Raw genomic sequence first — 19313 nt, forward strand, 5'->3', positions numbered from 1 at the left:
CACTCACACTGGCACCTACAAGTGCCCATTTTTTTCTGCCAGGGTGGTCAACTATTGGGTTAGCAAGGTGGTCAACATTTTGATTGACATATACAGCCTATCTATATAAATATGATTATCCTAAGAATTCAGATTTCTTAAGCTCTTGTTCAGCATTGCTAAATGATAACCTGAGTCGTTATTTTGTCCCCGAGGGAATGGCTTCAGATATGGAGCTTGAGGAACTAGTTGATGAGCTGCTAAGAGGCGGATTCTCCTTTTCCGGTCAGGAGGGGGAATGACGGTGGAGCGATATGGTTTTATAGAAATAATGGACATGAATAATTATTCTATTGATCAGTTAAAAGAATTTGACGTAATTGAACTATTGACACCAGAATCCAAGGCTAAATTCAGCGAATGGTGCAAGTATCTTCAAGTTGTGAGGCAGAGCAAGTATCTACATCCGCTTATTGTCGCATATCAGAATGAGCTCGCTTACAGAAAGTCACGCGAAGAAGAACATAAATTTCGAAACGATCTCGATCCGTTTTTGCAAGGGCATTCGAAGGTTGAATATCGCAGGAATAAAGCCGTATTGTCAATGAATATATCCGACAAACAAGCCAATAGGGTATTCAAAATCATGAATTTCTTAATTGATGCGGTAGTTGAATTAGGCGGAACGATAAATGTGAATGCAGGTGAAGAGGATAATACTAGCTTGCGGCTATTTGGTCATGATTTTTCCTTTTCGATGATTGAAACCAAAGTGAAAAGACGTTCTTTATTGTCAAATCTGCAATCTAGAAGCGTGACGATTGGGTTAAAACCAATGTATGAAAAGATCCCCAGTGGCTTTCTTAAAATGGATTTCAAGGAGATTCTCGGCTATGCGAATAGAAATAAAATAGCCAAGTCACTTTGTTTTTCTGAAACTCTTGATAGGCCATTTGAAAAACAAATAGGTGAAATTTTAGCAGAACTGATGAGAAATGCAATTGACATAAGTATAACCAGATACATTGCTGAGCGAGAATATGAAATTAGGAAAAAAGAGCAGGAGCGTCTTTACGCTATTGAAGAAGCGAAGAAGCAAGACTTTAAGAGGCTTGAAGAATACAATCTTCGTAGACAGCATTTAACACAAAACATTGAGAATCAAATGAAAAACTGGTTTAAGGCTCAAGAACTTCGGAAGTATGTAGAGGAGTTGGAGAGATATGTTGCTGCTTGTAAGGACGAGACAACAAAGGACTTGTTAATCTATATTCAATTGGTACGAGAAGCAGCGGAAGGTTCTGATCCTGTGAAAGATATATTGAACGAGTTAAAAGCACTAGAAGGTATTTGATTATTTATTACTATCTGGCTAATCGTATTAAGATGAATGGAATTAGCCAGATATCTTTTCCTTCACCCATGGTAAAAGGTGATAATTCAATTTTCTAGTACCATTTAATCAACTAAGTCGTCCGAGTCTGAATCTAATACATGTGACTCAATATTTCCATTTGACCTTATTACAATTATCCCCTTTTCTTTGGCAGTCTTACTTGGTGTTCCATAGAATTGGTAACTCTGATCCTCAAAGGTTACATGATATTCAAAAACAATGGCTTTTTTAATTTTCTTAAGAAACTCCATACACAATTTGAAATCAATTTCTGCAATACATCCATACGTTCCCTGTTTAGTATATCCTCCTTCTTCGCTTGGCTCGCTCCATTTTTTTATACGAAAAGGAAGTTTAGAATTTTTGGCTGGAAGCGAAAGATAAGATTCATCTAAGTGTTTCTGACCAACAAAATTTAGTAAGTCTTCAGAAAAAGTGAAGGTATTTGTATTCACATCTTTTGCAAAGGGATCATGCTGATCAAGTCGGTCATCTCTAAATGAACCAATATCAACATGCGTACAGCAGCTTATTAGGGTTACTCTCGGATATCGGGATTGCTAACATATATTTGATCTTTGTTTTTTCGATAGTGCTTTTCTCTCTCACCTAGATACACCAAAATCTAAATATCTTTTGTATTCTACACAGGTTTCTCCAACATCATACTTTCGAACTGAGCTCATGATAGGGCATAACTTTTGATTTCTCAAAACAATGGGCTCTTATAATGCTTATTGTGGCTAATCATAGGTCTTTTGGAAGGGATGCCTATTCCTTTGTCGAAATATTATACATTGGTTAATGTCAGAAAAGGAGGCTTTACTAATGGAAATGACAATGACATTTGGTAAGTATAAAGGTAAGGCTATTGAAGAAGAGTACCGAATGAACCCTAGTTATTTTTCTTGGATGAGAGAGAATGGCATGCTTAGGTAAGCTTGAGTATCAGCAATTTATAGAAACAATCCCATATCATTATCCGTGGTGATTTGGAAGGGAACTTGATATTCGGGGTGGATACCAATGCTGGAAGTGCGGAAGGTTGATGGATATATCTCTGATACTTAATCCTGAGGTCAAAAATGAGCTATTTTGCTTGTTTCAAACCTAAATCGCAAATTCCTTTTGCAAAACGAGAAATATTCTGGACTAATATTAATTATATATGGGAGCAAATTACTGTGTATGAAAAAAAAATTATACAAGACCTATATGTTGAAAAAACAAAAAATGATCCTAATTCCAAAACATTAGCCAATGCATTAGATATGATTACTAAGACTGTATTTGAGGATTCCAACAGATTTATTTTCGAGTTGATTCAAAATGCAGATGACTCTCCTATTAAATCAGGAGTGGCTAATATTAATGTTGAAATAAAACTGCTAGAAAAATACTTGATTTTCAGTCATACAGGTAAACATTTCACCAAAGAAGATGTTAAAGGCATATCTGATTTAGGGAGTGGAGATAGTGGAAAAACAAAAGATATTGAAAAAACAGGATACAAAGGGATAGGGTTTAAGTCTATTTTTAACACTTGCGATTTAGTATATATTCTATCAAACAATTTCACATTCAAATTTGATAAAAATCATGACAGATGGAGAGTAACGCAAAATTATCCTTGGCAGATCATACCTATTTGGTTTGAGGAAACTGAATTGGATAATGAAATTCGGAACGAGATTAATAGATTGAATGTGATCACTATAGTTCCTATTAACAATAGAGAACAAATTAAAAAGGAAATATTAGAAGTTTTCGGCGATTCTAGAATTATGTTGTTTTTACGACATATTTCCGAATTGTCTTTCTTTGATGGTAGTGTACAGAAAATACGATTAACACGCGAACAAGATGATGATGGACTTAAATCTATATTTGTTAATGGATTAAGGAAAAGCCGCTGGTTATACAAAGAATTTACCGTTCCAGTCGATACAGACTTAAAACAGAAAATTAAACATCTTGATAAAGCAACTTATCCAGATAAGTTAAAAGAAGCAACAAATATTAAAATTTCATTTGCCGCTCCAGTTGTTGGGGATGATATAGAGGAAATAACAGATGCTCTAATATATTGCTACTTACCAACAAAGGTCCAATGTAACTTTAACTTTTTAATAAATGGAGACTTCATAACAAATGCAGAAAGAACGAGAATCCTTGAAAATGATTGGAATGGATTTATATTCAAGCATATAGCCATATGTAAGATCAAGTGGCTGGCTGAATTAGTTGTAGATAGTAAATATAAATATCAATTCACGAAACTAATAAGAGGTAAGTTTTCTTCAGTCGGTTCTTTAACAAGCAAATCTTATAATGAAGGTCTTGATAGTGCAATTGCTGAAATACCTTTTATTCCGGTTCAGGATTATGAGAATGTTTTCTCAAAAATAAGTGATTGTATTATAGATAATACGGGTTTCAGTGAGGAATTTGGAACTGAGTTAATTTTAAGTCGATGTACTGTTAAAAATTACGTAGCTGATTATAAAATTCAGAATCCAAGCATGTTGGCAGGATTAGGTGCTGAAATAGTCGATAAAAAAGAGTTGTGTGGTCTATTTTTAACAGAAACATTTAAAAAAATGGTTAATTCAGATGTGCAATATAATATTAGATTGATTAAATTTCTGCACCAAAAAGATAATAAGTCTGGATGGTCAACATATTTGAAATCAGTTCCCTTTTTATTAGATGAAGTCCAACAATTGAGCCCACCAGAAAATTTATATTACCCATTACCTGAAGGGGAAACGGAAATCTCCAATGTTGTCTGTATGAAATGTTTAGATATACAAGTATTCGAGAATATAAAAAGTGATGATAAGCTTATTATGTGGCTTACTTCCTTAGGGATCAGGGAACCTTCGGAGTTAGACATCCTGAGAAAATCGATTTTTCAAATGATTGATGCTGATTTAGTTAAAATGTCAAATGCATTACTTATAGGAAGGTTTGTTTATAGGATTTTTGATAAAGGAATTCTCAATGAGAATGATTGTAAGAAATTATCTAATTTGAAATTAGTAACAACAAAGGGCAGTTTACAGCTTCCTAGCAGATGCTACCTATCAGATTATTTTAAACCCGATTTAAACCTTGAGAGTTTCTTTACTGAAGGAGAATACGTATCTCCTCAGTACACCGAAGAGATAAGGGAAGTATCTGGTTACAAAAAAATGTTCATAAGATTTGGTGTTCAACAGAAGATAAGAGTCTTAATAGAAGAACGAATTGAAAGACCACAATTTGAGAGAAAATATCCTGATGTGCAATCTTATCTGAACTTTCTAGATAATGGAGACTTTTATCCTCAGCAGACAAAAACCTATAGATACACTTCGCAACATGGATTAAAGAATTTTGTATATGTGCAGTATCTGGAATATTCGAGGTATTTTAAATTCTCTTTGAAGTTGTGGGAAATAATTCTCGGAAGCAGCTGGAAAGAAATTTGTTCTAAATCTTCGAGTTCGAAGTACTTTACTTATTTTGGAGATTGTAATTTAGATAGTAACTCTTATATACAGTATTACGTAAAAAACAATCCATCTATACCAAGTGATGATGGACAATGCTATAAATCAATAGATTTATATTCTAGAAGCTTGAAAAAAATTGTCGGAGATTTTTTTCCTGTTGTGCATAAAGATATTTCTTTGAATAAAGAACAAGAGGAATTTCTCGCGATCAAAACAATGGTTACTACTCATGATTGTATATTTCTACTAGAAAAGCTAGAAGATATCTCATTAAACAGTTCTACACTAAAAACCATTGATTCTATATATAAACAAATAATCAATAATAAACCGGTTAACGATAATAATCTCAGGTTCAACTCTTTGAAGTTATTGGCAACAGATGATTCATTTCAATTTGTTTCTGAACTTCATTTTTTTGATGTGAAGGGACTAATGCCTCCCAGCAATTCAAAGTATTTTATAAAAATATCAGGATCACGAAAAGAAAACAAAATATTATTTGATTATTTCGATATACCTGTAATAAGAGACGAGGACCTTCGACTTAACGCCACCGGCACAGAAAGTGATGAAAAACTAAAGAAAAAACTACTTCAAAAGTTAAAGTACTTAGCTATGCTTATTGCTAATATTAAAGCAGAAGACCCTATGGAAGTTTTATATAAACTAACTAGGACAATCATAGATGCAAATTTTTTTAAGGCTGAATCGTTGTCTCTACTACTGATTAATAAATCAAGTATAGAAATATACAATCAAACTATTGATTCTTGGTATCATGCTGATTCAAATTCAGTTTATTATGCGGGTTCATTAAATAATCCATTGACACTTTATAACCTAAGTAACTCTCTAAGTTCTCTCTTTGAAATGAGGGGAAATGATAGGGAGATCCATCTTATATTACAGCTCACCGACATTGACACAGAAAAGTGGTTTAGATCCATAGGATACTCAGTTATTGATATTGAGCCTGTTGAATCCGAAATTTCTATTGAGAAAGAGGATCCAAAATTTGCTGATTATGATAATCATGAAGATCCTGAAGTAGGAGAGGATAGTTTTTTAGAATATATAAACCAATCTGATGTTGAGGATAATTTACCATCCGCATTCAATAATACTCAAAACATTAGAAAGCAGAATTTCTACTATGAAAATAACCATGACGAACTTTATAGTGTCTCAAAGAAGGGAAATACTGAGTTCAGGGAAATAGGGAGTAACTTTAATTCTTCTAAAAGTACTTTATCTATTGATAATTTTGGTTCTGGAAATCAAAGGAAACGTTTGATTTCTTACGTATCAAGTGAGGAAAATAAGATTTCTTCACAAATAAATATGAATGAAAGGCGATCACAATACCAAACTGCAGCTATAGACGCTGTCATTCATTATGAGATAACGAAAGGGCGCAGACCAAATCAAACTTCTGAGATAGGAAAATGTTATGACGTAATATCCTATAATGGTGAAGTGGAGGAGGTCAATCGGTATATTATTGTATTTGGCTTTATTGGTGAATGGAACAACTATGAAGTGTTTTTTTCAAATGAGCAAATGAAGTTTACGAAAGAAAAAGAAGATCAGTTGTGGCTATACGTTGTTGAATTCGTTGAAGATGAACAACATCTACGAATTAATCGAATTCAGAATCTTTACAGTAAAATCACATCTTACGTTTTTGATTATGGGTGGAGGGTTATGGCAGAGAAGGACAATCTCCTAGAGAAGTTTGTTGCTGGCGTAAGAATTAACCATCACATTCATGGTTTGGGAATAATAAAGGAAGAGATAAATAAAGGGAAAATGAAATTTTTAATTGTAGATTTTGAAAACGACGAAAAAAGAATTCCTATTAATATAACTCAAATAGATATTTTGGAGGATTAATCAAATTGGCTAAAATGATTCCGGATTTGACTGAAGAACAACTTTCTTATTTCAAATCTTATGGTGAAGTTCAAGTATACAGAGCATTGAAGGAAGCACTTCCAGATGGTTATTATGTGTTCGCCCAAGTAGCTTGGATTTTGAAACGAGAAAATGATGAGGCACGTGATGGAGAAACAGATTTTGTAATTATGCATCCTCAGTTTGGATATTTGTGTATTGAAGTAAAAGGTGGAGGAATTTCTTTTAATGCTACTACTGATCAGTGGTTTTCAACAGACCGTCATGGAATAGAGCATTCAATAAAAAATCCAATTCAGCAAGCGAAAAATGCAAAATATTCTATTAGAGCAAAGCTGCTGGAAACTAATCTAGTGGACTTATTTAAGGAGAGTAAGATTCCATGTGGGCATGCAGTATTATTCCCTGATATAACTGATACAAGTTCTATAAGCCGTTTAGATTTACCTGAAAATCTTATAGGGACATATAATAATATGCTGGGAATTAGAAAATGGGTTAATGATTGTTTTGATTATTGGAATAAAAAAAATCCATCTAACTCCACCTTTTTTGGACAAAAAGGAATAGATGCTTTTACAAAGGTATTTGCAAAATCATTTACTGTTCAACCGCTAATTTCTAAGAATCTAAAAAGCGAAGAAGATATTAGAATTATGCTTACAACAGAACAAATGATAGTGTTGGATACACTTATAAGAAGACGCCGTGTAATAGTTAGTGGGGGTGCTGGAACTGGAAAGACAATCCTGGCTGTTGAAAAAGCAAAGAGGTTAGCTAGAGAAGGATTTTCAACGTTGCTAACTTGTTTTAATCGGCCGCTTGCGAATTATTTAACAGAAGTATGTAAGGGGATTGATAGGCTAACTGTTATGACATTTCATCAACTATGTTATTCCATAATTAAAGAGGCTGAAGAGGTAAGTGGTATTAACTTATTGTTGGATGCACAGAAGACCTATCCTGGTGAAAATTTATATGATGTACAACTTCCGTGCGCTGCATTATTTTCATTAGATTATATTTCCGATAGATACGATGCAATAGTATGTGATGAAGGCCAAGACTTTCGAGAAGAGTATTGGGCACCACTTGAAGAAATGCTATTTGATAAAGAATCCAGTCCGTTTTATATTTTTTTTGATGATAATCAAAACCTTTACTCCCGGGTTAGCACCTTTCCAATATCTGAAGACGAAATATTCCCTCTGCTAAAAAATTGTAGAAATACTATGCAAGTTCATGAGATATCTTACAAGTATTACTTGGGTGAATCAGTAAAACATTCAAATATAAAAGGCGAAGAAATAGTGTATGTAAGTGCCAATATTACGAATAAGCAAGCATCAAGTATACAATCAAGAATTCAAAAATTAATTTTGGATGAACAAATAGAGCCTAGTCAGATCGTGGTGCTAGTTGTTGATGCCCTACATCAGAGGGAGTATTTTGATTCCTTGAAAATAAATCCACTTCCTAAAGGGTATCAGTATACGGATATTGAACAAAGGAAAGATAGTTCGGTAGTAGTTACAACAGTCAATAAATTTAAGGGCTTAGAATCGGATGTTGTTTTTTTATGGGGATTGGATTCTATAAAACTCGAGGAACAAAGAGAGCAGTTATATGTTGGATTAAGTCGCGCGAAGTCTATTTTAATTATAGTCGGAAATGAACAAACTTGTTCGTTCTTTCAAGCAGAGTAACAGATAGTTATTGTTTAAGTGTTACTAAGTTTTAATCGAGATATTATTGAAAGATATGGATTTCTATTGGTTAACATGTATTACTCCTTCTCTGTGTTTGTAGTGGTTTCAATGCCTAATTACTACTACTATAAAAAAATGATTGGTGGGTTATAAGTGCATATATCTAGGGTGAATATGTCGGGCTATAAAAACACTAAAGAAAGCTCTGAAATAAGGCTTAACAAAGGACTCAATGTACTAGTGGGAGAAAATGGTTCAGGAAAAACAACAATTGTAAATGCATTAAGACTTATTCTTCGGGAAAATGAATTTTCTTATATGAATATAGATGAGGACGATTTTTATATTTCTTTGGATAAGCAATACTCTGGCTCTAATATTAGAATAGACCTTACGTTAGAGTCCTTGGATTCAAATGAACAAGTTACATTTTTAACTTGGTGCGATGCGGACTACAATGCACAATTGCATTTAGAGGTTAACTCAAATCCAAATAGGAAGGGATATTATAAGAAAGAAATTTGGGGTGGGGCTTCAAAGTCAAGCATTTTTGAAGAGGAAACCTTTGATTACATCGATTGTATCTACTTACCCCCTCTTCGAGATGCAGAGGAAAAACTAGTTAACGGAAAGAGATCCAGACTGGCACAACTACTAAAAAAACAATATGGCGATAAAAAGGATATACTTGTACAGAACGTAAGTGAGTTCAATGAACAAATTACAAGTAATGCTGAAAATAAGTACAATGAGATTGAAACAGCTAAGAAAAATATTAATACTAAGCTTGAAGAGGCATTGGGGCAACGTCTTGGGCAAAGTATAAATCTTCAATTTGCAGAGACATCATTTAATAAAATCGTGGAAAGTATAAAGATGGTGTTTTTTCCAGGTATCCAGCAAAGTGATCCTGATAAATTTAGGGATATTGCTACAAACAGTTTGGGATACAACAACTTGTTATACATAGCTACTGTATTTGCAGAGCTCGAATTATTAAAAGACAATAATTTGATGACTGTTTTATTAATTGAGGAACCAGAGGCTCATTTACATCCCCAACTTCAAGTCAAATTTATAAAGTATTTAGAAGAAGTCACCCGAAACCTAAAGAATTTGCAGGTTGTTATAACTACACATTCTCCAGTACTCGCTTCTTCTATAGATATAAATAATTTAATACATATATCACAATTGGCAGATAGGATTATTGCAACTCCATTTAAGGAGATAGATTTAGGCGAAAGCAAAAACTATATTAATAGGTGGCTTGATGTTACAAAATCTACACTATTGTTTTCAAAAGGTATAATTTTTGTAGAAGGGATCAGTGAAGCTATGCTTATACCTACTTTCGCAAAGATAGTGTTGGCCCAATATAACAAAGAGGCCCTAGATAAATCCGAAAGATTATTGCCAACTTCCTTAGAAGAAGCTGGTGTATCTACGATAAATATCAACGGAATAAACTTTAAACATTTCATGAAATTATTTTCAAATTGTGATGGTTCTTCTGGTGTAGAACATTTGCCTATTTTTTGTTCAGGGATCACGGACAATGATCCGCCAAAACTTGAGGTTCTTGTGTATGATGAGCAAGGTCAACTGAGAAAAGACAAAGATGGTGAGCCCTTAACTAAACTTCAAGATACGTTTCCTTTACCTAGTGAGCCACCTATTGGAGCCAATAGTGCACTTCGACTAGTTCCTGATATTAATCAGAGTACGTGGGGGAGGTTGTTTTCTTCTCCCTTAAAAACATTTGAGTACGACTTAGCCATAAGTGGTAACACAAGTCTAATGGCAAAAGCTATTCATGATTTGTGGCCGACTGAAGGATCAGTAAAAAAACGATGCAACTTAATATTTTCAAAAAATAATGGGTACTCAAATGAACATGAACTAACGGAAGATGCTGAATACATTTTCAAACATATTGATGCTGATGAAGTTGGGAAAGGAATCTACGCACAAGAATTATCAGATTATATAGAAACTCAAATAAAAGAGCAGATGGATAAAGTAAATGCTACAAAATCAAATATTAAAGATGTTTACTCAATCATAAGCAATATCATAAACATTCCTAATTATATTAGAAAATCAATAATTTGGGCATGTGGTGGTGAGGTGTTGGATGAATAAGGGGGAAATGGAGCAAGAGATCATAAGAACTTTGAGTGAAAATAAAGAGACAATGAGTTCATATATTTCTTTAATTCAAAGTAAAGTAAGAGAAAAAACAGATCAACAATTAAAATATGTTCTTTCTCCTACGACGGAAAACATCTTTTTAGAAGCTTGTGCAGGAAGTGGTAAGACTGAGGTTGTTGGAATGAAAACAGCATTTGAGATCAATAAATGGAGTTCAAAGAACAGCGGTATTGCGGTTCTTACTTTTACTAACGATGCGACGGATACCATTAAAGAGCGGGTAAAAGTCTTTTCCGGTTTAACTACATTGTATCCACACTATATAGGCACCTTATCTGGATTCATTCACGGATTTATTGCTCAGAGTTATGGATATAAATACTTTAAACATAAAAATAGAGGAGTCGATGCCTCGTATAGGCTTGTTGACAAAAATTTAGTTGTCTATGAAAATCACTGGTTGAAAAAATATAAGCTCCCATATATGAATCTCAATTCATCAGGGCAAGACGTGTATGCACACCAAATTTATTACGATTATAAAATAAACGACATCGTTATTTTTTATTCGGAAAATTATAAACTTCCGTTGAAAGAGTATTATCAGCTAACTACAGTGCAAGAATTTGTTCAAGATTATCGAAACAGGAAAGGGAATGATCGATTATTAGGGTTTGAGTACATAAAAAAAGAAATAGGAAAAGTGAAACAAACCTTTTTTGAGGATGGATTCGCTAACTTTGATGATATAAATAGTATTGCGTATAGAGTTTTAAAAAAGGATGCTCATCTAGCTTCGCTCATAGCTGCGCGATTCCCTCTCATTGTTGTAGATGAATGTCAAGATCTCTCATGGATTGAAATTAACATTCTTCACCAATTAAAGGAGCACGGTTCCATCCTACATTTTGTTGGGGATCTTAACCAATCAATTTATGAGTTTAAAGGTGCAGTTCCAGTAACCACGACCGAATATTTGTCTGGATTTAAAAAGTTCTATTTAACTGATAATTTTAGAAGTTGTCATTCCATTGTAAATACATCTAATAAATTATTAGATGTCACATTACCAATACGTGGCTTAGCAGCTGATAAATTCGGTGTTAATAGTGTTTGTTATATGGAATATCAAGACCTAATAGTACTGAAACAACAGTATGCTAATTTTCTTGAGAAACTAGATATACCCTTCAGAAGGTCAGCTATCTTGGTGCGACAGCAAACATTAAAACAAGATTTTGAAACAAACATTAAAGAAAGTAAACATTCAATTTTAGATGCGCTACAATTATGGGCTGAAAATACACCCAAGTCACGGATGTTGGCATTAGAACTTGCAAGTAGTCATATACACAAGTGGTTTGGAGGGGCAAAAACTAGAAGTAACTACTATTGTCCAAATGCAATTGACTCTGTTTATAGATGGAGAATCTTTATTAAAGACTTTTTGGATGGGTGTGCTGCATTACCAGAATTGTTGAGGATAAATGATATTGAATATTCAACGTGGTATAGGAATTTTAACAATAGTTATAAGAGCATACTTCAAGAAGCGTATAAAGATCTGTCCAATTTTGATAGTGAAAAGAGAGTCTTTGAAGACTTACCAAAAATAATATCTCCTCGAGGTACTGCTAAATGTAGTGTTTCTTCTTATAAAACAATAGAGAGTATAAATAACGTTTCAGTTAGCACTATTCATTCAGTTAAAGGCAAGGATTTTGATAGTGTAATGTTGGTTTCAAGTCGTCATAATTCAGGAAGTGGCCATTGGAAACAGTGGATTGAAAAAGAACTGGAATCTGGACGTATAGGATATGTTGCAAATACTAGGGCGAAATATTCTTTAGTTTGGGGTGTTCCGGTATTAAAGGAAGAAGAAAAAGCTTTGCTTGAGTCTTATGGCTTTAAACAGGCAGACTGATAAAATAGGATTATGGATGAACTGATCAGACCTTTCGAAATTAGCCGACTGCTCAGCATAAAACGCTGTTTATACGATGACGTTGGTGCTATGCGCAGTGTTTAAAAAATTGGCTAATGTTTTAGATTTCTTGATTTCGTGCTTAGTGAGAAATCAGTTTGTAGTTCTTTTCGTAAATAACAAGTGAATTTTAGAAACTAACTTTAATGTGATTAGAAAGTACAAACTTTAATGTCATTGAGTTTAAAAGGATATTTTTTCAGGCACCAACTATAATGCAACTTACAAATGAGGTTGAAAACCCCAAAATGGTTGATATTACGGTGTTTTTCAGTTACCAACATTAATGTCACTGAACATCTTGTCCGGTGATAAAAAAGTGTGGAACCAGTAAAGAAAGTCTGGAACCAGTAAATAAACTGTGGAACCAGTAAAGAAAGTATGGAACTGCTAAAAGAATAAAACACATCATGGGCCGTCCTAATTTAATAATAGGGCGGCCTTAATTTATTTAGAGAGGATAAATGATTATGAATTCCAAAGAACCTTCCGAATGATATTGGAAGGTTTTTCTTCTGATTCACAGATATTCCGCTAGGTCAGATCCACAAAGGTCGTTTTATCTCTTAAGAGGGCAAAAATCCAGTGAAGTAGCTTATTTGCACAAGCAATGATTGCAACTTTATGGCCTTTTCCTTCAACTTTTTTCTTGTCGTAAAATGCTTTAATCTTCTTGTTTACGGAAAGTCTGAGGCCGCAACGAACGGCTAGGAACAAAGCAAGACGTAACCGCTTAGAGCCACGTTTAGAGATTCGATTCCGGGTTGCCGTAAACTTCCCAGAAGAAAAAACACCTGGATCTAGGCCGGCGAAAGCCACCATTTTTTTCGCATTGCTAAACCGCTCGATTTCCCCAACTTCCGATAAAATTGTTGCAGCAATTTTATTGCCAATGCCGGGAATCGAGCGTAAGAGATCGAACGCCTCAATGCCTCCAGTCAGAGTATCTATCTGAGATTCAAGGTTGGAAAGATGCTCCTGGTACTGAAGAAGCGATTGAATAAGGATCTCCATACTTATAAAATGGCTGGACATCGTAGCATCCCTAAGTTCTTGTCATTTATGACATCATGTTCTTGTCATCCGACAGTAGTAGCGTTGCTTGTCGGGTGACAAGAACATTAAGGCCGCGAAAATTGCGGTTTTTTTTGTTTATGGGATCAAGTTCTTGTCATAACCCAATGACAAGAACTTGATCCCATTTCCGAAATTGACAAGAACTTGATCTCATTACCGAATGTGCGCTGTGGAGTAATCCAGGTAATATTGATTGGTGCTTTTATAATGTTAGAGATATGACACCAGAGGAACAAGTTTATTTTAAGGTTCCAGAATCACCTTGCCAAGAACAGTTCGAGACTCGGAGAGTTCCATAGCGCGTGCAGCTTGTGTCAGCGGAAAACGGGCTGCGACTTGAGGCTCTATGATGCCTTTTTGTACGAACGTTAGCACTTGACGAAGGTCCTCCTGCATTCGATTTCGCCATGCCTCTTTGCGCCGTGCGCCGCCCCAGATGTTGTAGAATGTAGCACGGCGGCCATTCGGTAGAGCGTTCCACAACGCGAGTTTGGCGAAAACTGGGAGGGAAACAAGCATTAACGATCCCGTCTCTTTCATAGTAGCCATCCCATAGCACACCAGCGCGCCTCCTGTGGCAAGTAAACGCCAAGACCTTTTTACACTCGCACCTCCAAGGTGGTCGAAAACGGCGTCTACTCCGTTTGGTGCGAGAGATCGAATGTTTTCCTCAAGTTGAGGATTCCGGTAGTCTAGCGGTTCAACGCCGAGTTTTCGCAACGCCTCGTGATGATGCGGGTTGGCTGTACCTATGACACGCACACCTGCATGACGTGCCAACTGGACCAACGTAGTACCCACGCCGCTATTGGCACCAAGGACTAATATGGTCTGTCCGGACTTTACTTTGGCATGCCGATGTAGCATTTGCCAGGCCGTAACCCCATTCACAATCACCGTCTCGGCCGAGATTGCGTCTATCTCCACGGGTACTTCCACTAAGTCGGCTACCTCGAGGATGACATGACTTGCCCAGCCGCCGATTTTCGTGATCGCCGCTACGCGCCGGCCAATCAGTGAGACTTCTGCTGGAGACGCGTTTGGGCCGACTGTTGTGACGGTGCCAACGAGATCATATCCGAGAACAAACGGAAAGGACGGTTGTCCGTAATATCGTCCACGCCGCATACTTTTTTCCGCAAACGAAACACCTGTTGCTTCCACGCTTATGAGCGCCTGTCCTTGCACCAGTTCTGGCAGCACACGCTGGCGAATCTGCAACCCTGATGGTTCAACGATGCCTGGCAGGACGATTTCTGTTGTATGAACGACTGAAGATGAGAGTTGCTTTGTCATGGTATTCTCCTTTGTGCTTCTATTTTTGGTGTTGTACGATGATTGAACTTCCATTTAGGGAGTGCGTCCTGTCCGATGCGGCAAGCACAATATTCACAATGGACCCATCTATGACGCCATAAATTGGGCCACTGCGAGGAGACAGAGCGCCACCGGTGCCCTTGGGAGCATTAACGATATGAGCCATGATACTCCATCTCATTTGTAAGTGAATGTTCATTTACTTTTGGCGAAAAAAATAAGACGATGCGAAGACGAAGTAATACTCCAGTCAGAACATTTCAGCAAAGTCAAAATCGAGATGACGACTTTGCTGAATACCCAGTTACCTCCTTTCAGAAGAGGAAGGATGATAAAAGCCAATCGTAAGAGATTTCGCCCAGTCGCTGTCAATCGACTCCAGTTCAGCAGTAATAATCAAGTTGCACAACTGGCCGTATGCAATGAATCGCTGAAGCTGATCGTCGTTCGCCCTCGCATGTGTGCGCACACATGTCACCACCCGTTGCAAGCCACGCTGCACTGCCTCGCGAACTTCATCTACGTTAGTGACGCTTTGTGCATGAACCTGTACTCTCAACAAATCCTGATCCGCAATGAGTTCCGCATAGGCATTGCTCATCGAATCCAAAACGTCTAAAGCTTCGTTGGTCGATGCGTGTTTGGCTGCCGTTGTGAGAGTATCAGCGATTTGTTCATAGCAATAATCCACTACGGCTACAAACAACTCCAACTTCGTGCCAAATAATCGCATGACATAGCCTTGGGAAATCCCAGTTGCATTTGCCACATCCGTGACAGTGGTAGCGTAGTACCCTGTCTGTGCAAAAACGCACAGTGCTTGAGGCAGTACCTCAATACGTCTAGCTTCAGCGGTTGACCTTGAATGTATTTTCTTTGTCATCATGTAAGTAAGTGTACATTCACTTATATGAGAAGTCAAACACATTTTTATCATTTCTGCAACGGCAGGATTTCTGCAGGTCTATATTAATCATAAGAAATTGCAGCTTTTATGGACATGATTCATCCTCTGCCAATAACGATTCTTGGGATCCAGTCACGTTGAATGAAGACGAATATTATATTTTGGCGGATGTGCGTTGGAGAGGATTCAATGATAGTCAAACAGCAGGACCGTTTCAAAGTGAAGATATCATTGGAAAAGTAGTAGGTTATGAAAAAAATGAGGTCAGCTTAATTACGCCATTAGAGGACGATAGTTGAACACATTCAGGACAAGGTTGTCGACATGAACGGCAACTTTGCTCATCACAAGGTAAGTAAAACAATGAAGGATCCGCTATAAAATCAACACCGATATGTAAGACGCTAAGAGATAGAAAATGCCGTCATAAAAAAGTGGTTGGCCATTATACGAAGGCAGAGGTGTATCAGAGAAATATAGACTCATCCATGTGCTTCATGAAAGATTGAACTAACGGGGAACGATAGTTGAATATTACACATTGATAAGCAGGTCCTTCGGTATCCTGCTCTTTTTATTAAGCTCCCATGGAAGAACGGAATTACTTCCATCATCTGTGGTGCGTCGCATGCGCTGCATGTATGGCTAACGGGCAGATTACGTTAATGATAAGTTAAAAGAATGTAAGATGACAAGAATATAGCCTGATTAATATCCGCGTAAATCGCGGTTTTTTTGTTTTATCGGAACAGATTCTTGTCATTGCGCATTGTCAAGAATCTGTTCCGATTGCCGTTTGAGGCCAAGAATGAGTTCCGATAGTCGCTGATAATTAAGATAACAGGCAACTTACTTTAATTGCGATATCCATAGTATGGATTATATGGTAAGTTAAATTGAGATGTTTAGGCGGTAATAATTTCACTAATTGTAATAAACTCTGTCGTGAATATAGATACGGTAATAGGGATCTGCGACAGGTGTCACAGATAATACGTTAGGCGAAACCGGGAGTAAGTAACATTAAAACCAAAAGACTGAAACTAGAAGGGGAAAATGATTATGATCACGTATTCAGAAGACAAACTCCTTAACGCTGCAGATGTAGCCGTGGAGCTAGTATAAAGTAGTGGACACAAAAAGGAGGACTGATAAAATAATATTGAAAGGTTGTGTCCAACTATGGGAACCAAGCAAGGAAGATATAGTGATGAGAATCGGCGGTGATTTCAGTGGTTTCTCTTGGAGATAGAATTAACATGGAGATTAATGTATTGTGATAACAAACAAAGTTATATTATAGGACGGTTGTCCAATATGTTAGGAGTGACTACGAATGCGTATCAAAAATGAGGAAATATACCCTGACTGCCTGATTATTACCAGAACAGTAGAGGTTGGCGGACTTACGAAATCGGAGATTCTCCAGAAATTTCAACAATACTCCATCTTGATAAACGAGTATGGAGAGAGGCTATTAGCTGCTGATAAATTTACGATTTCTGATACAAAGTACAGTCTGCAAACCGTTGAACTAACCGTTGGCAATCTTGGCTTTCCTGATGGTGCTACTACGATCCAGATTTTTGAAAGAGCAAGCAATCTTGGATTGGGATTGTGTCCGCTTGAGCTAGGACCTCACCTAAGACTTGAGTATCTAGATCAGCCTGAAGGTTATTCGGGGAATCGGTTACAGCGACAACAAGCTCCATCCGGCTCCATCACAATAGCATCGAAGTCACTATCTGAAGACGATGCTTTTCCAAAAGGCTTTTATCTTAGACGAATTAACGAAGTGTTGTGGCTTCGCGGATACTGTGCGGATCATCTGCACGTTTGGAATCATGATGATCATTTTATCTTTTGTCAAACAAAAAGAAACGGGGCAGTGTAACGGAATGATCAAGAATTAAAGAAGGTTGTCCGAATCAGTGCACTTATTGATTCACAATAACCTGGAATTCTTGATACATGTTTTGGTAGATATTTTAATCAAACTTTATTCTAAAGCTACAGCATAAACCCAACTAAAAAATCTTCGAAACGCGGTTAAGTCAACGTTTTGAAGATTTTTATGAGTTTCATAACTTTCATTTGGAGTGGTTTTCTAAATTCCGAATGTATAGAGTAGGAATTGTATACTTTTGATTATTTCATTGAAATTTATCCCACTCTTCTCTTAATAGACCAAATAAATAGATATCATGGAATGATCCAAATCTAAAAATTTCATTGCGTAAAATACCTTCTTTAATAAAATGACACTTTTCGTAAGAACGAATGGCATTGGAATTGAAACTAAACACTTGTAGTTTAATTTTATTAATGTGAATGTAATTAAAAATAAACGAAGTTAATGTATTCATCGCGTCTGTACCAAAGCCTTTATTTTGCCATTTATCGCCGATAGAAATCCCTACGTAAGAAGTACTATTTTGCCAATTGATTGTGAATACACCACATGAGCCAATCAGTTCATTCGTTTCTTTTTCAAAAATACCAAACATAAATTCTTCTTTTTTTCCACTAATAGCATTGAAAAAAGTAGAGTGATCTTCAGCAGTCAGTGGAAATGGAATGTCATCATTCGCAAGTAAAAGCGTACTTATTTCATTTTCAATTTGAGCAAAACGGTCAAGGTTATTTTGTTCCATTTGTTTTAATTGGACTGTTTGCCCCGTTAAATAGTGATTTAATAACTGTTTCATTATATTCTCCCTTTAATAAGGGCTGCAGTTGGAGATACAACCCCTTAGATTTTTTGTTGTTTAAACAAAACGTCTACTGCAATTTTCGCTAACATATTCACAACTCCTTTTAATCAATAATATCCAGTATATCCCGCAATTAATGGTTTGGAAACTAAAATAATTCATCCTAACTTATACGTCCACCAAAAAAACGTTAACATAAGGATTCACATAAATCTTGGAGGAGTAAATAGAAAATATTACCTGTAAGATCCATCTTAATAAGCGAAAAAAATGTTGAAAAATGATCAGTTTAACAATCGTTGCAACAAATGGACTTCTAGACTACAAAAGAAGGTGATATCATGGAATCAGTTGTTTTAGTTGGAGCATTATATATAATGCCTATTGTATCTTTTCTATTTATGTTCTTGTTTTTAGATATGATTAAAGAAGATAAACAAGGATTGAAATTTGTATCCTCAGTATTATTTGCAGCAATTTGTTGGATTATTTCATCATCAATTGTTTTAAACTTTAATTAACATAAGTGAATTAAGTAAGTCTCCTTCTTATTTTGTGTATAAAAAAGACATGACCGTAACGCTGGTCATGCCGGAATCCGAATATCGATTGGAGGCTCATGTTTTCTAAGCAAAAATAGGAGTGTTCTTGTACATCGTTTT

14 protein-coding genes and 1 pseudogene are annotated in these 19313 nt (G+C 36.0%); 10 read left to right on the forward strand and 5 right to left on the reverse strand.

Annotation, left to right across the window (positions count from 1 at the left end; genetic code table 11):
- The first annotated feature begins 83 nt into the window (after positions 1-83).
- Both J2T13_RS13445 and J2T13_RS13450 read left to right on the forward strand, forming a co-directional pair.
- Entirely contained in the window at positions 84-281 is a 198-nt protein-coding gene (locus J2T13_RS13445; RefSeq protein ID WP_429372033.1) for a hypothetical protein, read from the forward strand.
- Positions 278-1333, forward strand: a complete 1056-nt coding sequence (locus J2T13_RS13450; protein ID WP_429372035.1) for a hypothetical protein — start codon at positions 278-280, stop codon at positions 1331-1333. The genes J2T13_RS13445 and J2T13_RS13450 overlap by 4 nt, the downstream gene beginning before the upstream one ends.
- 104 nt (positions 1334-1437) lie before the next feature.
- On the opposite strand, the gene J2T13_RS13455 is transcribed toward J2T13_RS13450, so the two are convergent.
- Positions 1438-1830, reverse strand: a complete 393-nt coding sequence (locus J2T13_RS13455; protein ID WP_429372037.1) for a hypothetical protein — start codon at positions 1828-1830, stop codon at positions 1438-1440.
- Positions 1831-2203: 373 nt separating this feature from the next.
- Between J2T13_RS13455 and J2T13_RS13460 the strand changes: the two genes are divergently transcribed.
- The 5 genes from J2T13_RS13460 (at position 2204) to J2T13_RS13480 (ending at position 12576) form a co-directional block, all read left to right on the forward strand.
- Positions 2204-2314, forward strand: coding sequence for a hypothetical protein (locus J2T13_RS13460; protein WP_429372039.1), 111 nt, complete (start codon positions 2204-2206; stop codon positions 2312-2314).
- Positions 2315-2559: 245 nt separating this feature from the next.
- Entirely contained in the window at positions 2560-6768 is a 4209-nt protein-coding gene (locus J2T13_RS13465; protein WP_429372041.1) for a sacsin N-terminal ATP-binding-like domain-containing protein, read from the forward strand.
- Between the two features lie 14 nt (positions 6769-6782).
- Positions 6783-8495, forward strand: coding sequence for an NERD domain-containing protein (locus J2T13_RS13470; protein WP_429372251.1), 1713 nt, complete (start codon positions 6783-6785; stop codon positions 8493-8495).
- Positions 8496-8666: 171 nt separating this feature from the next.
- Complete coding sequence (locus J2T13_RS13475; protein ID WP_429372043.1) at positions 8667-10643, forward strand: ATP-dependent nuclease; 1977 nt, start codon at positions 8667-8669, stop codon at positions 10641-10643.
- 7 nt (positions 10644-10650) lie between these two features.
- Positions 10651-12576: a UvrD-helicase domain-containing protein gene (locus tag J2T13_RS13480; RefSeq protein ID WP_429372045.1), complete on the forward strand. Its 1926-nt coding sequence runs from the start codon at positions 10651-10653 to the stop codon at positions 12574-12576.
- A gap of 594 nt (positions 12577-13170) precedes the next feature.
- Here the strand turns inward: J2T13_RS13480 and J2T13_RS13485 are convergent.
- The 3 genes and pseudogenes from J2T13_RS13485 to J2T13_RS13495 form a co-directional block, all read right to left on the reverse strand.
- Positions 13171-13665, reverse strand: a pseudogene (locus J2T13_RS13485) (transposase); the annotation flags it as partial.
- A 291-nt stretch (positions 13666-13956) separates the two neighbouring features.
- On the reverse strand, positions 13957-15063 hold the full coding sequence (locus tag J2T13_RS13490; RefSeq protein ID WP_429372047.1) for a medium chain dehydrogenase/reductase family protein: 1107 nt from the start codon (positions 15061-15063) through the stop codon (positions 13957-13959).
- A gap of 271 nt (positions 15064-15334) precedes the next feature.
- Positions 15335-15916: a TetR/AcrR family transcriptional regulator gene (locus J2T13_RS13495; protein WP_429372049.1), complete on the reverse strand. Its 582-nt coding sequence runs from the start codon at positions 15914-15916 to the stop codon at positions 15335-15337.
- Between the two features lie 158 nt (positions 15917-16074).
- On the opposite strand from J2T13_RS13495, the gene J2T13_RS13500 reads away from it, so the two are divergent.
- On the forward strand, positions 16075-16236 hold the full coding sequence (locus J2T13_RS13500; RefSeq protein ID WP_429372051.1) for a hypothetical protein: 162 nt from the start codon (positions 16075-16077) through the stop codon (positions 16234-16236).
- Between the two features lie 1037 nt (positions 16237-17273).
- Entirely contained in the window at positions 17274-17831 is a 558-nt protein-coding gene (locus tag J2T13_RS13505; protein WP_429372053.1) for a helicase, read from the forward strand.
- 259 nt (positions 17832-18090) lie between these two features.
- Here the strand turns inward: J2T13_RS13505 and J2T13_RS13510 are convergent, their stop codons facing one another.
- Positions 18091-18645, reverse strand: coding sequence for a GNAT family N-acetyltransferase (locus J2T13_RS13510; RefSeq protein WP_429372055.1), 555 nt, complete (start codon positions 18643-18645; stop codon positions 18091-18093).
- Positions 18646-18992: 347 nt separating this feature from the next.
- Here J2T13_RS13510 and J2T13_RS13515 point away from each other — a divergent pair, with 347 nt between their 5' ends.
- Positions 18993-19172, forward strand: coding sequence for a hypothetical protein (locus J2T13_RS13515; protein WP_429372057.1), 180 nt, complete (start codon positions 18993-18995; stop codon positions 19170-19172).
- Positions 19173-19313 lie beyond the last annotated feature (141 nt).

Source organism: Paenibacillus sp. DS2015, assembly GCF_050433705.1.
GTDB lineage: Bacteria > Bacillota > Bacilli > Paenibacillales > Paenibacillaceae > Paenibacillus_AQ.

Bases quoted from the DNA above. Each gene is read 5' to 3' on its own strand.
- J2T13_RS13515 (WP_429372057.1), top strand. From the start codon at position 18,993: ATGGAATCAGTTGTTTTAGTTGGAGCATTATATATAATGCCTATTGTA.
- J2T13_RS13495 (WP_429372049.1), bottom strand. From the start codon at position 15,916: ATGATGACAAAGAAAATACATTCAAGGTCAACCGCTGAAGCTAGACGT.
- J2T13_RS13505 (WP_429372053.1), top strand. From the start codon at position 17,274: ATGCGTATCAAAAATGAGGAAATATACCCTGACTGCCTGATTATTACC.
- J2T13_RS13510 (WP_429372055.1), bottom strand. From the start codon at position 18,645: ATGAAACAGTTATTAAATCACTATTTAACGGGGCAAACAGTCCAATTA.
- J2T13_RS13470 (WP_429372251.1), top strand. From the start codon at position 6,783: ATGATTCCGGATTTGACTGAAGAACAACTTTCTTATTTCAAATCTTAT.
- J2T13_RS13480 (WP_429372045.1), top strand. From the start codon at position 10,651: ATGGAGCAAGAGATCATAAGAACTTTGAGTGAAAATAAAGAGACAATG.
- J2T13_RS13450 (WP_429372035.1), top strand. From the start codon at position 278: ATGACGGTGGAGCGATATGGTTTTATAGAAATAATGGACATGAATAAT.
- J2T13_RS13460 (WP_429372039.1), top strand. From the start codon at position 2,204: ATGGAAATGACAATGACATTTGGTAAGTATAAAGGTAAGGCTATTGAA.
- J2T13_RS13490 (WP_429372047.1), bottom strand. From the start codon at position 15,063: ATGGAAGTTCAATCATCGTACAACACCAAAAATAGAAGCACAAAGGAG.